Genomic DNA, 13325 nt, shown 5'->3' on the forward strand with positions numbered 1-13325 from the left:
GCCTAGATTAACAAATCCGACATTTTCAAGCTATTTGAAAGGCAAGTAAGGCTACTTTTTAGGTTCAAACCGCCTGAAATAGCAGATGCAATGAAGTTAAAATCGCTTAGCCAAACTGCTTCAAAAAGTTCAAATCGTTATCAAAAAACAGTCGCAAATCATTCACGTTGTAACGCAACATAGCGAAACGGTCGAGGCCGATGCCGAAGGCGAAGCCGGTGTATTTTTCGGGGTCGATGTTGACGTTTTTCAATACGTTGGGATGCACCATGCCGCAACCGCCAACTTCCAGCCATTTGCCGTTTTCGCCCATAATGTCGATTTCGGCGGACGGTTCGGTGAACGGGAAGAAAGACGGACGGAAACGTACTTGCAAATCATCGCGTTCGAAAAAGCGGCGGATGAAATCGGTGAACACGGCTTTCAAATCGGCGAAAGTTACGCCTTCTTCTACCCACAGACCTTCAGCTTGGTGGAACATGGGCGAGTGCGTAGCATCGCTGTCCACGCGATAGACACGGCCGGGGGCGATGATGCGGATGGGCGGCTCTTTTTTGTCGAGCATGTAGCGGATTTGGATGGGCGAGGTGTGGGTGCGCAAAACGTCGCCGTTTTCGACGTAGAACGTGTCCTGCATGGCGCGTGCAGGATGGTCTTGAGGGATGTTGAGCGCTTGGAAGTTGTGGAAATCGTCTTCGATTTCGGGGCCGTCGGCCACGTCGAAGCCGAGTCCGTGGAAGAGTTCGACCACGCGCTGCAGGGTCAGGGTAACGGGATGCAGGCCGCCTTGCTCTTGGCTGCGGCCGGGCAGGGTGATGTCGAGTGCTTCGGCGGCGAGGCGCTGTTGCAGCTTGGCTTCGTTCAGCGCGTCGCGTTTGGCGGTGTAGGCCGTCTGAAAGCGGTTTTTGCATTCGTTGATGTGCGCGCCGACGGTTTTGCGCTCTTCGGGCGACATTTGGCCGAGCTGCTTGAGCAGGGCGTTGAGTTCGCCGGTTTTGCCGAGGTATTGGGCTTTGACAAGTTCAAGCGTCTGCTGGTCGGCAGCCGCTTCAATGGCGGCGATGCCGGCGGCGGTGATTTGGTCGGGTTGGGACATGATGGAAACTTTGGCGGACGACGGTTGGAAAAAAGCGCGCATTTTAACCGAATTTAACGGCGCGTTGTTTTTTCAGGCTGCCGCGGCTTCTCAGGCAGCCTGAAAAGCGAGCGGGCGGTAAAAACCCTTTCAGCCGGTGCTTTCAGGCTGCAGCCAGATAGCGCTGAGCATGCGCCCGGTTTGGCCGTCGCGGCGGTAGGAAAAGAAGTGTTCGCGCTCCAGCACCGTGCAGTGTTTGCCGCCGTAAATGCGGCTGACGCCGGTGCGGCGCAGCACCAGTTTGGCCAGCGCATAGATGTCGGCCAGATATTTGCCGCCGCCGATGGCGTGAAAGGCCGCTTCGGCGGCGCTTAAATTGCGGCAGAAGGCTTCGCGCACGTCTTCGCCCACTTCAAAGGCTTCGGGGCCGATGGCGGGGCCGAGCCAGGCTATGATTTCCAGCGGCGGCACGCCCATGGCGTCGATGGTGTTTTCCAGCACGCCGCCGGTCAGCCCGCGCCAGCCGGCATGGGCGGCGGCAACTACCGTGCCGGCGTGGTCGCAAAACAGCACCGGCAGGCAGTCGGCGGTCATTACTGCGCAGGCGGCTTGGCTGCTGTTGTCGAACGAAGCATCGGCATCGGCCGGCGTTTTCAGGCTGCTTGCGGCGGCAACTGCCGTATTGCCGTGAACTTGGTTGAGATAGGCCACCGGCAGCGCAATTTGAGCCTGCACCAGCGCGCGGTTGGCGGCAACGGCAGCGGGATCGTCGCCAACGTGGGCGCCGACATTCAGGCTGCCATACGCGCCTTTGCTGTGGCCGCCGCGGCGGGTGGTGATCAGGGTGCGGACATTGGCGGGCGCCGGCCAGTCGGCGGCAAAGAAACTGCCGTCCAGCGCGGGCAGCGACAGGGCTTGGTCGAAATTGCGGGTGGGCGGAATCATGGCGGGAGATTGGGGCGGATGTTTTCAGGCTGCTTTGTTGATTTCATGGGATTTAGCAAAGGTTTTTGCCACTGGATTTACAGGACTGTCAATTCATGTTTTCTACTGAAAAAGAGGCTAGCAGCCTCCTTTTTCTTATTCACTAAATCTTAAAAAATAACCATCTGGATCTAAAATCGCAAATTCATGAGGGTAAATAAAGCTATCTCCTACTCGAAATTCTCTTTTTGTCAGGGGACGATGGATAGGATAGTCAGCTTCCAGCAGTTTTTGGTGGAGCTGAGGAACATCCGCAATGCCAAAGGAAATATTGACACCGCGCCCGAAAGGATAGGTCAGCTGAGCTAATTCTTCTGCGCTGCCTTCTTCTAGCATAAGTTGGCAGTCTTCAAGCGAGAGGAAGAGAAATTTCTCCTCTGGACGCTCGTATTCGACAGAGAATCCTAGCAGGTCGCAGTAGAAGTGGCGTGATTTTTTGATGTCAGATACGACAAATTCAGGAATGACAGCTTGATAGTCCATCGGTTTAAGCGGAAAAAGTATGTTCGGCGGCGGGGAAACTGCCGTCTTTTACCGCGCGCACATAAGCTTCGACGGCAGCCTGAACGCTGCTTTGGCCGTCCATAAAATTTTTGACGAAGCGGGCGGTTTTGCCCGGGTAGATGCCGAGCATATCGTGCATTACCAGCACCTGGCCGTCGCAGCCGGCGCCGGCGCCGATGCCGATGGTGGGCGCGGCGACGGTTTGGGTTACGCGGCTGCCGAGTTCGGCGGGCACGGCTTCCATCAGAATCATGGCGGCGCCGGCCGCGTCGTGGGCGCGGGCGTCGGCCAGCAGGCGTTCGGCGGCACCGTCGCCCTTGCCCTGCACTTTGTAGCCGCCCAGTGCGTGTACCGACTGCGGGGTCAGGCCGATGTGGGCGCAGACGGGGATGCCGCGCTGCTGTAAAAAGGCGGTGGTGTCGGCCATAAAGGCGCCGCCTTCGAGTTTGACGACGTGGGCGCCGGAGCGCATCAGCTCGGCGGCGGCGGCAAAGGCCTGCTCGCGGCTTTGCTGGTAGGCGCCGAAAGGCAGGTCGGCCACAATCATCGCGTTGCTGTTGCCGCGGGCGACGGCGGCGGTGTGGTAGCACATCTCGGCCAGGGTAACGGGCAGGGTGGAATCACGCCCCTGTACGGTCATACCCAGCGAGTCGCCCACCAGCAGGGCATCGACGCCGGCGCGGTTCATCAGCGCGGCGAAACTGGCTTCGTAGCAGGTGAGCATGGCGATTTTTTCGCCGGCGGCTTTCATTTTTTGCAGGGTGGGGACGGTAATCATGGGGCGGATTCCTTCATTATTTGTGGCGGAGCGTTTCAGGCTGCCTGAAAACGCAGTTTTTTGTCGTTGTGCGGGTTGGCGGCTTTGATGTCGGCGAGCATGCGGGGGAAATCAAGGCGGTATTGCTCCTGCAGCTTGGCGGCGCGGCGCTTGAGGGTGTCGAGCGCGGTTTCCGCTTCACCCTTGAAGGCCAGCACCGCCACATTGCCGTGGCTCTCGGCAGGCACGGCAATCAGGCGGCCGCCGAAGCTGCGCGCGAGTCGTTCTTTGAACAGTTCGTAGCGCTTATCGCCGCTCCACCAGTTGGCGGCGAACACGCCGTTGGCGGAGAGGGCGCGGCAGCAGTCTTGGAAAAAGTCTTCGCCGACCAAGTCGTCGATAATCTGCTCGCCGTCAAAGCCGTCCACCAGCAGCACGTCGGTGCCGCCGTTGAGGGTTTTGACGTATTCGGCGCCGTCGGCTTCGAGAATCTCGAATTTTTCGCCTTCAAACGGCAGCTCGAACAGCATGCGGGCAATTTGGATCACCTGCGGATTGATTTCGACGGCGGTTTGCGCGGTATCGGGCAAAAAGGCGTCGATCCAGCGGGCGAACGAGCCGCCGCCCAGCCCGATGTGGGTAATGTGGCGCGGCGTCGGCACAAACATCAGCCAGGCCATCATCGCGCGGCTGTAGGAAAGCACCAGCTCGCTGGGATCGTCGAGATTCATCGAGCTTTGCACGGTGGGTGAATCCAGATGCAGCGAGCGGATATTGCCGCTTTCGGAAATGCCGGCTTCAGGCAGCACGCGGCGGATGCGGCGGCGTTGGTGGGGATGGGTCATGGCTATCTTTGCTGGGGTTTTCAGGCTGCTTGGGCGTTTATGCTTTCAGGCAGCCTGAAAGGTTTGGGTGTTTGGTGCGCGGTGCGCACCCTATAGGGGAGGCAGCCTGAAAAAACGGGGGCGGTGGTTTCAGGCTGCTTGGATGCTTGTACTTTTCAGGCAGCCTGAAAAGGTTTGGAGCGTTTCGGTGCCCCCACTTGCGGCGGTTCAGGCAGCCTGAAAACGGTTTGGGCATTCAAACGACCTTTCAGGCTGCCTTATTCTTCCGCCCACGGATCGGCTTTGCGGCGGCGTTTGAGCAGGATGCGCACGGCGCCGTCGTTGCCCGGGCGCGGTTCGGCGTAGGCCAGCACTTCGGGGTGGCGCATCAGCCAGGTGCGCACCAGCGTTTTGAGCACCGGCACATAGCCGCGCGAGCCGAGCCCGCTGCCGTGGATGACTTCGCCGCACACGCCGCGCGCCTGCACAAAGGCGATAAATTCGCTGAGCACCTGCTGCGCTTCGTCCTGGGTGTAGCCGTGCAGATCAACGTCGGCCACCACCGGCCAATGGCCGGACTGCAGGCGCTCGATGTCGCGGCTGCCCTGGCCGTTTTTGCTGAACACCGGCGGCACGTCTTCATTCAGGCTGCTGCCGACGTAAAATACGTCGCTTTCTTCCAGCTCCGGCCGCTCGCGGCGCGGTTTGATGGCTTTGGGCGGCGCGGTTTGGACGCGGCGGCCGCTGCTTTTAAGCGGGGTTACGCCGGCCATCTCGCTGGCAAAATCAACTTCTTCGGCACGGCGGCGCGCAGCTTCGCGTTCGCGCTCCTGGCGCGCTTGCGCTTCCTGCTGCGCCTGCCGGTGCAGATTTTTCAGGCTGTCGTGGAAACTCATGGCTGCTCCGGTTGCGGCAAAGGTTTTCAGGCTGCTTTTTTCACCAGCAGCACGCCGCTTTCGATGTGCGGGGTAAACGGAAACTGGTCGAAAAGGGCGGCGGCGGCAATGTTGTGGCTGGCGCTCAGACGCTCGAGATTGGCGCGCAGGGTTTCGGGATTGCAGGAAACATAAATCACGCGCTCAAACTGCGCCGCCAGCGCCAGCGTGGCTTCGTCCAAGCCGGCGCGCGGCGGATCGACAAACAGGGTGGAAAAGCGGTAGTCGGCCAAATCAATGCCTTTTTCCGCCAGCCGACGGAACCGGCGGCTGCCGGCAAAGGCTTCGGCAAACTCTTCGGCCGACAGGCGGGCAACGGCGATGTTGTTGGCGCCGTTGGCTTCGATATTCCATTGCGCCGCCGCCACCGAGGTTTTCGACAGCTCGGTGGCCAGCGCGCGGCGGAAATAGCGCGCCAGCGGCAGGGTGAAATTGCCGTTGCCGCAGTATAGTTCGAGCAGATCGCCATCCGCGCCCTGTGCTTGGCTGCAGGCCCAGGCGAGCATTTTTTCGCACACGCGGGCGTTGGGCTGGGTAAACGTGCCTTCGTATTGGCGGTAGCGGAACTCGCTGCCCATCACGTCCAGTTTTTCGGTAACAAAGTCTTGCGACAGCACGATTTTCTGCCCGCGGCTGCGCCCGATGAGAAATACGCCCAGTTCGCGCTGCAAATCTTCGGCGGCGCGGCGCCATTCATCGTCGAGCTTTTTGTGGTAAATCAGCGTGAGCAGCACTTCGCCGGTGGAGGCGGACAGAAATTCGCACTGATAAAGGCGGTTTTTCAGCACCGGTACGGCAGAAACCGCCGCCAGCAGCCGCGGCATCAGCGCGTTGATCGCCAGCGAAGCGGCTTCAAACTGCTCGATCAGCAGCAGCGACTCGCGCCCGCCCTTGCCGCCGGGGCGGAACATAGCATAATGCAGCTTTTCGCCTTCGTGCCAGATGCGAAATTCCGCCCGCATCCGGTAATGGGCGGCGGGCGAGGCGAACACTTCAAGCGGTGGCGCACCCAAAGACGAGAGCAGCGCGGTCAGGCGCGCGGTTTTTTCGGCAAGCTGGGCGGCGTAATCGGGAGCGGACATGGCGGGCAGACTGGGGGAAAAGACGCGCATTATATAGGAAGCGGCCGGCGGCGGGGCAGCGGCAAAGGCAGCCTGAAAAGGCGGTTGGCTATGCGGCTGTGTTGTTGGACTTGGCAAATATCGCGTTGTTGCCGGTGTTGGTTTGCCGCGCAGCCTGTCTGCGGCGGCAGGCGCTTAAGCGTTTTGCCGCGCGCAAAAAAGGCTGCCCGCAGGCAGCCTGAAAAAACCCGTGGCGTTTACATGCGCTCGATCATCGCTTTGCCGAAGGCCGAGCAGGAGATTTCGTTGGCGCCGTCCATCAGGCGGGCGAAATCGTAGGTGACCTGTTTGTCGCCGATGGCTTTTTCCATCGCGCTGATCACGAGGTCGGCGGCTTCTTTCCAGCCCAGGTGGCGCAGCATCATTTCGGCGGACAGAATCAGCGAACCGGGGTTTACTTTATCCTGGCCGGCGTATTTGGGTGCGGTGCCGTGGGTGGCTTCGAAGATGGCGTATTGGTCGGAAATGTTGGCGCCGGGGGCGATGCCGATGCCGCCGACTTGCGCGGCCAGTGCGTCGGAGATGTAGTCGCCGTTGAGGTTCAAAGTTGCGATGACGCTGTATTCGGCGGGGCGCAGCAGGATTTGCTGCAGGAAGGCGTCGGCAATCGCGTCTTTGATGATGATTTCTTTGCCGGTTTTCGGGTTTTTAAACGAGCACCACGGGCCGCCGTCGATGGGCTGCGCGCCGAATTCTTTTTGTGCCAGCTCATAGCCCCAGTCGCGGAAACCGCCCTCGGTGAACTTCATGATGTTGCCTTTGTGCACGAGGGTGACGCTGGGTTTGTCGTTGTCGATGGCGTATTGGATGGCGGCGCGCACCAGACGCTGTGTGCCTTGTTTGGAAACGGGTTTGATGCCGATGCCGGAGGTTTCGGGGAAACGGATTTTGTTCACGCCCATTTCGTTTTGCAGGAAGGAAACGACTTTTTTACAGTTCTCGCTTTCGGCTTCCCATTCGATGCCGGCGTAGATGTCTTCGGTGTTTTCACGGAAGATGACCATGTCGGTTTTGCTCGGGTCTTTCAGCGGCGAGGGCACGCCGTTGAAATAGCGCACCGGGCGCACGCATTGGTAGAGGTCGAGCTCTTGGCGCAGGGCGACGTTGAGCGAGCGGATGCCGCCGCCGACGGGGGTGGTCATCGGGCCTTTGATGGATACGGCGTATTCTTTCAGGGCTTCGAGGGTTTCTTCGGGCAGCCAGACGTTGTCGCCGTAGATTTTGGTGGCTTTCTCGCCGGCGTAGACTTCCATCCAGTGGATTTTTCTCTCGCCGCCGTAGGCTTTGGCCACCGCCGCGTCGATCACGTCTTTCATTACCGGCGTGATGTCCGCACCGATGCCGTCGCCCTCGATAAAGGGAATAATTGGATTGTTCGGCACGGCCTGGCCGGCAACGATTTTGGCACCTGCAGCGGGGATTTTGATATGGGTCATTTACGGGTCTCCTAAACAAACAATATTTTTCTGATGTTCGCCGGCGGCGTTTCAGGCTGCCTGAACAACGTGTGTGAACGGGTTGAAGCGGCCGGTGGCGCGTTTCAGCGACGCGCGATTATGCTTGAATCCGCGCTTTTTTTCCAGCCCCAAGCGCGCCAGATGCCGTGAGATTTTCCGATCGGTATGCCGCCGCCCGGATAAAAACGGCGGCGCCTTTTTGCCCGAAAGCAGCCTGAAAACCGCCTATTCGGTTTTCAGGCTGCCTGCAAAGGACAAAATATTGCGCGTGCCGCAACGGATTGCGCCGATTTTGTGGCATGAGTCGCAATTTCATTGGGGGCGGCGGCAAAATTGGGTATGATGCCCGCGTGCTGTCTTTTTCAGGCAGCCTGAAACGGCATCGTTTTTTTACCCGGACTCACTCAAAGGAGCGTTCAATATGTCTGTTATCGATGTGATTAAAAAATTGTTGGGCTTGGCCGGCGTGGACGAGGCCACGACAACGGCGATTGGCGGTGCGGCGCAAATGGCGGCGGGCATGGCGCAGTCTTCTGCCAATGGCGATGCGATGGATACGATGTTCGCACAGGGCTATGTTTACGGCATTGCGCGGCAGGTTAGTGATTTGAATACCGAAGACTTTACCGACGCGCTCAAACGCCGCAGCTTCGACGAAGCCAAGATGCGGCTGGAAGGGCTGGAAGAAGACGTGCGGGACTTTGTGGCGGAGATGCGCGAGGAAGAGCCCAACGATTCGGTAAAAGACGATATGGCGCTGGTACAGGCGGCAACGGCGCATGCCCAGGCGTTTGGAAAGCTCTTGCCTGATTTGGGAAAAATCTTGGAAATGTGCCGCAACCAGCCCGACGAAAACAGCAATACGCCGGAATTGGATGCGGCGTTTAAAGCGTTTAACGACCAACATCTGGCGCTGACCGACGAATGGAACAATGCGCTCAATGCGTTTATGGAAAAACACAAAATTCCGGCGCAGATGGAAGAATAGGCGCAGCAGCCATACATAAAAAGCAGCCTGAAAACGGAAAAACCGCTTTCAGGCTGCTTTGGTTTTGCTTCGGGCAGCCTGAAAACCGACCGCCAGTTTTCAGGCTGCTTTTTATTCCATCCCCTAGCGCGCGTTTTTCATCAGCCGCTGTTTTTCGCGCTTCCAATCGGCTTCTTTGGCCGATTCGCGCTTGTCGTGCTGTTTCTTACCTTTGGCCAGGCCGATTTCGGCTTTGATGAAACCGCGTTGGTAGTGCAGGTTTAGGGGGACGATGGTGTAACCGGCGCGCTCGGTTTTGCCGATGAGTTTGTTCATTTCGCGCCGGTTCAGCAGCAGCTTGCGCTGGCGCACCGGATCGGGCTTCACATGGGTGGATGCTTCGGGCAGCGCGGTAATGTGGCAGCCGACCAGATAAAAGGCGTCGCGCTTCCAATGGATGTAGCTTTCTTTAAGCTGCACGCGGCCGGCGCGGATGGCTTTGACTTCCCAGCCTTCCAGCACCAGGCCGGCTTCGATTTGCTCTTCGATAAAGTAGTCGTGAAAGGCTTTGCGGTTGTTGGCAATGCTCATGGTGGTTCTCGCGGTAATAAAGTGGCGTTTGGCGGCGATTGTATCAGAGCGCTGTACTTTCAGGCTGCCTCGGGCGAATAGGCTTCGAGTATCAGCTCGGGGCGGTTGGCCGAGAGCAGGCTGCTGTCGGACAGCATCCGCCGCCAGCGGCGGGCATTGGGCAGACCGTGCATCAGTCCTAAATAGTGCTTGGCCATGTGGCGCACGGCGGTGCCGCGGCCGGCGGCAATCTGCTCGGCCATATAGCGGTAGAGTTTTTCAACCAGCGCGCCCAATTCGGTTTCAGGCTGCTTGGAGCCGTAAAACAGCCGATCCCACGCCGCCATTATCATCGGATTGTGATAGGCCTCGCGGCCGACCATCACGCCGTCCACGTATTCCAGATGCGCGGCGGCTTCGCCGTTGGTTTTGATGCCGCCGTTGATGATGATTTCCAGCGCGGGAAACTCGCGTTTTAGGCGGTAAACGTATTCGTATTTCAAAGGCGGCACTTCGCGGTTTTCCTTGGGCGACAGGCCGTCGAGCCAGGCATTGCGTGCGTGGACGATAAAGGTTTTGCAGGCGGTTTTTTCCGCCAGCGTGCCGACAAAATCGGCTACGGTCTGATATTCGGTCTGCCTATCCACGCCGATGCGGTGCTTGACGGTAACTTCGCATTCGGGCGCGGCATCCTGCATTGCGTTCAGGCAATCGGCCACCAAATCTACTTCGTTCATCAGGCAGGCGCCGAACGCGCCTTTTTGCACGCGCGGGCTAGGGCAGCCGCAGTTGAGGTTGATTTCGTCGTAACCCCAAGCCGCCACCCGCTTGGATGCCGCCGCCAACAGCGCCGGTTCGCAGCCGCCCAGCTGCAGCGCCACCGGATTTTCGCAGTCGTTTTTGCGCAAAAAACGCGCTTCATCGCCATGCACAATCGCACCGGCATGCACCATCTCGCTGTACAGCCAGGCATGGCGGCTGATCTGGCGGGCAAGATAGCGGAAATGGCGGTCTGTCCAGTCGAGCATCGGCGCAACGGACATTCTGCGGGCGCGGACGGGGGCGGATAAGCTGTTTTCAGGCTGCATCGGATTTTCCTGAGGGATGGCGGATAGCGGGCGGGCGGCGATTGTAGCCGAACGGCTGTGGCAAGTAAAAGTAAGCGCGGCGGGTGGTCAGGCAGCCTGAAAACACCTGACAATAATGAAAGCGATTCTTGACTACAAAAGCGCTTTTGCCGACAATCGCCGCGGTCTGCCGCGCAGGCGGCGGGTACCGACCAACATCAGGAGAGACTTATGATTGCAAGCAAATCTTTTGCCGCGCTGGCTCTGGCCGCGGTATTTTCCGTAGCTGCCGCCGATTCCGGCACCTTGAGCCGCGCCGATGCCAGCGGCAAGATTTTTTCCGGCGGCAATTATCTGGTGGTGAACAAAACGCTCGCCAAAGGCAAGGAAATCGGCCGCCACAACCATCCGGGCTACGAAGTGCTGTTTGTGGCGACCAAAGGCAGCTTCGACGTGGTTTTGGACGACGGTGAAAAACATCTGGTGCGTGACGGCGACACGCTGAAATTCGGCGGCAATGTCTATATCAGCGGCACCGCCCGCGAAAATGCCGCCGCCACGATTATTCTGATTAAGGAAGCGGAACAGCCCAAGCCGGCGGAGCAGCAATAGCCGTTTTGTCCAATTTTTCAGGCTGCTTTGGGTATATCTGCCCGAAGCAGCCTTTTGTTTTCGCCTTCAGGCAGCCTGAAAAACCGATAGACAGGGCGTTGTCAAGATTCTGTCCAATTCATCAACAAATCTTAAGCCAATCATAAAAAACGATAAAAATATTTGCCATATTGTCCAATAAAATTTACAATCCGCGCCATTCACAACAACGATTGGACAAGGAATACCATGCAACTGGACATCGACCGCTTAATCGCCTATTTCGGCGGTGTTACCGCCCTTTCCGAAGCGCTCAAGGCGCAAGACCCCGAGCAGGGCGCCAGCCCCGCCGCCATCTACAAATGGCGCACCCGAGGCTCGCTGCCGCTGGCGCAGCTGCAAAAGCTGACCACGCTGGCCGAATCGCAGGGGCGGCCGCTGGATTTGAACGCCTTTATGCAGCAGCAGGACAATCTGGAAAAGGAAAGCGTGGCCAATCCCAACCGCCGCGTGGTGATTTTCGACACCACCCTGCGCGACGGCGAACAGTCGCCTGGCGCGGCGATGACCAAAGAAGAAAAAATCCGCGTCGCCCGCCAGCTGGAAAAACTGGGCGTCGATGTGATTGAAGCCGGTTTTGCCGCCGCCAGCCCGGGCGATTTTGAGGCCATCAACGAAATCGCCCGCACCATCACAGAATCCACCGTCTGCTCGCTGGCGCGTGCGGTGGAAAACGATGTGCGCAAAGCCGGCGAAGCGGTTGCCCCCGCGCCGAAAAAACGCATCCACACCTTTATCGCCACCAGCCCCATCCACATGGAATACAAGCTGAAAATGAAGCCGCAGCAAGTGATTGACGCGGCGGTGAAGGCGGTGAAAATTGCCAAAGAATACACGGACGACGTGGAATTTTCCGCCGAAGACGCAGTGCGCTCCGATTTGGACTTTTTGGCCAAAATCTTCACGGCGGTGATTGAAGCCGGTGCAACCACCATCAACATTCCCGACACCGTGGGCTATTCCGTTCCCTCCGTGTGGTACGAGCGTATCCGCGCCATTATCGGCAGCGTGCCCAACGGCGATAAAGTGGTTTGGTCCACCCACTGCCACAACGATTTGGGCATGGCGGTGGCCAACTCGCTGGCCGCCGTTCAGGCAGGCGTGCGCCAAGTGGAATGCACCATCAACGGCTTGGGCGAACGCGCGGGCAATGCCAGCTTGGAAGAAATCGTGATGGCGTTGAAAGTGCGGCACGATTTGTTCGGCTTGGAAACCGGCATTGACACCACGCAAATCGTACCCGTGTCCAAGCTGGTGTCCGCCATCACCGGCTATCCCGTGCAGCCGAATAAAGCCGTGGTGGGCGCAAACGCTTTCGCGCACGAAAGCGGCATCCATCAGGACGGCGTGCTGAAACACCCGCAAACCTATGAAATCATGTCCGCCGAATCCGTCGGCTGGTCGGCCAACCGCCTGAGCCTGGGCAAACTCTCCGGCCGCAACGCCTTCAAAACCAAGCTCGCCGAGCTGGGCATCGAGCTGGGCAGCGAAGAAGCGCTCAATGCCGCCTTTGCCCGCTTTAAAGAGCTGGCCGACAAAAAACGCGAAATTTTCGACGAAGACCTGCACGCGCTGGTTTCGGACGAAATGTCCAATCTGTCGTCCGACAGCTACAAATTCATCTCGCAGCGCATCAGCACCGAAACCGGCGAAATGCCGCGTGCCGAAATCGTTTTCAGCATCAACGGCGAAGAGCGCCGCGCCGAAGCCACCGGCTCGGGCCCCGTCGATGCCATCTTCAAAGCCATCGAAAGCGTGGCGCAAAGCGGCGCGGTGTTGCAGATTTATTCGGTCAACGCCATTACCCAGGGCACCGAAAGCCAGGGCGAAACCGGCGTGCGCCTGATGCGCGACGGCCGCATCGTCAACGGCCAGGGCGCCGACACCGACGTGCTGGTCGCCACCACCAAAGCCTATCTTTCCGCCTTGTCTAAGTTGGAAAGGGGGCGGGAAAAAATCAAAGCCCAGGGCACGATTTAAGCCGTTGCCGGCTTAATGCTCGGCAAGCAGGGCAGCCTGAAAAGCGCGTATGCGGTTTTCAGGCTGCCCGAGCTTTCAGGCTGCCTGAAAACCGGCTTGCCGTCGCTATCCGCTGCGTTTACAATGCGCACCCGCTGCAAGGCAGCCTGAAAATTCGGTTTGTAACAAAGGAAAGACCATGAAACACCAACACAATAAAGGCAAAATCAGCGACAACGCGCTCAAAGCGCTGGTGCGCTCCAATCTGTTCCGCCACAAGGTGGAACGCAACAAAAAAGGCAAAGGCAGCTACAACAGGCAGGCAGCCAAAAAATGGCGGGACGGTTTCGACAAACTGTCCCGTTTCGTTTATTCGTTTAAGGGCTGCCTGCCGTCCGTTTAGCTGCCAAAAAGCAGCCTGAAAACTTTTCAGGCTGCCTGCATCTTCACTTTC

General features: G+C 58.6%; 15 protein-coding genes. 4 read left to right on the forward strand and 11 right to left on the reverse strand.

Annotated elements, in window-relative coordinates; translation table 11 throughout:
* Positions 1-106: 106 nt before the first annotated feature.
* The 9 genes from pheS to OP500_RS02445 all read right to left on the reverse strand — a co-directional run bounded on the left by pheS (position 107) and on the right by OP500_RS02445 (position 7973).
* Positions 107-1096 (reverse strand): phenylalanine--tRNA ligase subunit alpha, encoded by a 990-nt coding sequence (pheS, locus tag OP500_RS02405; RefSeq protein ID WP_274070060.1) that lies wholly within the window; start codon positions 1094-1096, stop codon positions 107-109.
* Between the two features lie 129 nt (positions 1097-1225).
* Entirely contained in the window at positions 1226-2020 is a 795-nt protein-coding gene (pgeF, locus tag OP500_RS02410) for a peptidoglycan editing factor PgeF (protein WP_274070061.1), read from the reverse strand.
* Positions 2021-2155: 135 nt separating this feature from the next.
* Positions 2156-2542 carry a bleomycin resistance protein gene (locus OP500_RS02415; RefSeq protein ID WP_011837298.1) on the reverse strand — a complete coding sequence of 129 codons (387 nt, stop codon included), beginning with the start codon at positions 2540-2542 and terminating at the stop codon, positions 2156-2158.
* A 4-nt stretch (positions 2543-2546) separates the two neighbouring features.
* The gene (panB, locus tag OP500_RS02420) at positions 2547-3341 is read right to left on the reverse strand and encodes a 3-methyl-2-oxobutanoate hydroxymethyltransferase (RefSeq protein ID WP_274070062.1); all 795 of its coding nucleotides are present in this window, start codon (positions 3339-3341) and stop codon (positions 2547-2549) included.
* A gap of 35 nt (positions 3342-3376) precedes the next feature.
* Positions 3377-4165, reverse strand: coding sequence for a polyamine aminopropyltransferase (locus OP500_RS02425; RefSeq protein WP_274070063.1), 789 nt, complete (start codon positions 4163-4165; stop codon positions 3377-3379).
* 257 nt (positions 4166-4422) lie between these two features.
* Positions 4423-5040: a Smr/MutS family protein gene (locus OP500_RS02430; protein WP_238747938.1), complete on the reverse strand. Its 618-nt coding sequence runs from the start codon at positions 5038-5040 to the stop codon at positions 4423-4425.
* A 26-nt stretch (positions 5041-5066) separates the two neighbouring features.
* Positions 5067-6191, reverse strand: a complete 1125-nt coding sequence (gene trmA / locus OP500_RS02435; RefSeq protein ID WP_443135137.1) for a tRNA (uridine(54)-C5)-methyltransferase TrmA — start codon at positions 6189-6191, stop codon at positions 5067-5069.
* Positions 6192-6397: 206 nt separating this feature from the next.
* A complete protein-coding gene (gene icd / locus OP500_RS02440) occupies positions 6398-7636 on the reverse strand; it encodes an NADP-dependent isocitrate dehydrogenase (RefSeq protein ID WP_274070064.1) in 1239 nt (412 codons plus the stop codon).
* A 118-nt stretch (positions 7637-7754) separates the two neighbouring features.
* Entirely contained in the window at positions 7755-7973 is a 219-nt protein-coding gene (locus OP500_RS02445; protein WP_274070065.1) for a hypothetical protein, read from the reverse strand.
* A 105-nt stretch (positions 7974-8078) separates the two neighbouring features.
* Between OP500_RS02445 and OP500_RS02450 the strand changes: the two genes are divergently transcribed.
* The gene (locus OP500_RS02450; protein ID WP_238747942.1) at positions 8079-8645 is read left to right on the forward strand and encodes a hypothetical protein; all 567 of its coding nucleotides are present in this window, start codon (positions 8079-8081) and stop codon (positions 8643-8645) included.
* 123 nt (positions 8646-8768) lie between these two features.
* Here OP500_RS02450 and smpB read toward each other — a convergent pair whose 3' ends face one another.
* Both smpB and dusA read right to left on the reverse strand, forming a co-directional pair.
* Positions 8769-9215 (reverse strand): SsrA-binding protein SmpB, encoded by a 447-nt coding sequence (gene smpB / locus OP500_RS02455; protein WP_238747944.1) that lies wholly within the window; start codon positions 9213-9215, stop codon positions 8769-8771.
* Positions 9216-9274: 59 nt separating this feature from the next.
* A complete protein-coding gene (dusA, locus tag OP500_RS02460; protein WP_238747946.1) occupies positions 9275-10282 on the reverse strand; it encodes a tRNA dihydrouridine(20/20a) synthase DusA in 1008 nt (335 codons plus the stop codon).
* 210 nt (positions 10283-10492) lie between these two features.
* On the opposite strand from dusA, the gene OP500_RS02465 reads away from it, so the two are divergent.
* The 3 genes from OP500_RS02465 to OP500_RS02475 all read left to right on the forward strand — a co-directional run bounded on the left by OP500_RS02465 (position 10493) and on the right by OP500_RS02475 (position 13274).
* On the forward strand, positions 10493-10873 hold the full coding sequence (locus tag OP500_RS02465) for a cupin domain-containing protein (RefSeq protein ID WP_274070066.1): 381 nt from the start codon (positions 10493-10495) through the stop codon (positions 10871-10873).
* A 228-nt stretch (positions 10874-11101) separates the two neighbouring features.
* Positions 11102-12892 (forward strand): 2-isopropylmalate synthase, encoded by a 1791-nt coding sequence (locus OP500_RS02470; protein WP_274070067.1) that lies wholly within the window; start codon positions 11102-11104, stop codon positions 12890-12892.
* 178 nt (positions 12893-13070) lie between these two features.
* Positions 13071-13274: an alternative ribosome-rescue factor A gene (locus OP500_RS02475; RefSeq protein WP_238747952.1), complete on the forward strand. Its 204-nt coding sequence runs from the start codon at positions 13071-13073 to the stop codon at positions 13272-13274.
* Positions 13275-13325: the final 51 nt, after the last annotated feature.

The organism is Kingella sp. SNUBH-2017, from assembly GCF_028680565.1.
Taxonomy (GTDB): Bacteria; Pseudomonadota; Gammaproteobacteria; order Burkholderiales; family Neisseriaceae; genus Kingella_D; species Kingella_D pumchi.

Coding starts and splice junctions, on each gene's coding strand:
- pheS (WP_274070060.1), bottom strand. CDS start 1,096: ATGTCCCAACCCGACCAAATCACCGCCGCCGGCATCGCCGCCATTGAA.
- pgeF (WP_274070061.1), bottom strand. CDS start 2,020: ATGATTCCGCCCACCCGCAATTTCGACCAAGCCCTGTCGCTGCCCGCG.
- OP500_RS02415 (WP_011837298.1), bottom strand. CDS start 2,542: ATGGACTATCAAGCTGTCATTCCTGAATTTGTCGTATCTGACATCAAA.
- panB (WP_274070062.1), bottom strand. CDS start 3,341: ATGATTACCGTCCCCACCCTGCAAAAAATGAAAGCCGCCGGCGAAAAA.
- OP500_RS02425 (WP_274070063.1), bottom strand. CDS start 4,165: ATGACCCATCCCCACCAACGCCGCCGCATCCGCCGCGTGCTGCCTGAA.
- OP500_RS02430 (WP_238747938.1), bottom strand. CDS start 5,040: ATGAGTTTCCACGACAGCCTGAAAAATCTGCACCGGCAGGCGCAGCAG.
- trmA (WP_443135137.1), bottom strand. CDS start 6,191: ATGCGCGTCTTTTCCCCCAGTCTGCCCGCCATGTCCGCTCCCGATTAC.
- icd (WP_274070064.1), bottom strand. CDS start 7,636: ATGACCCATATCAAAATCCCCGCTGCAGGTGCCAAAATCGTTGCCGGC.
- OP500_RS02445 (WP_274070065.1), bottom strand. CDS start 7,973: ATGAAATTGCGACTCATGCCACAAAATCGGCGCAATCCGTTGCGGCAC.
- OP500_RS02450 (WP_238747942.1), top strand. CDS start 8,079: ATGTCTGTTATCGATGTGATTAAAAAATTGTTGGGCTTGGCCGGCGTG.
- smpB (WP_238747944.1), bottom strand. CDS start 9,215: ATGAGCATTGCCAACAACCGCAAAGCCTTTCACGACTACTTTATCGAA.
- dusA (WP_238747946.1), bottom strand. CDS start 10,282: ATGCAGCCTGAAAACAGCTTATCCGCCCCCGTCCGCGCCCGCAGAATG.
- OP500_RS02465 (WP_274070066.1), top strand. CDS start 10,493: ATGATTGCAAGCAAATCTTTTGCCGCGCTGGCTCTGGCCGCGGTATTT.
- OP500_RS02470 (WP_274070067.1), top strand. CDS start 11,102: ATGCAACTGGACATCGACCGCTTAATCGCCTATTTCGGCGGTGTTACC.
- OP500_RS02475 (WP_238747952.1), top strand. CDS start 13,071: ATGAAACACCAACACAATAAAGGCAAAATCAGCGACAACGCGCTCAAA.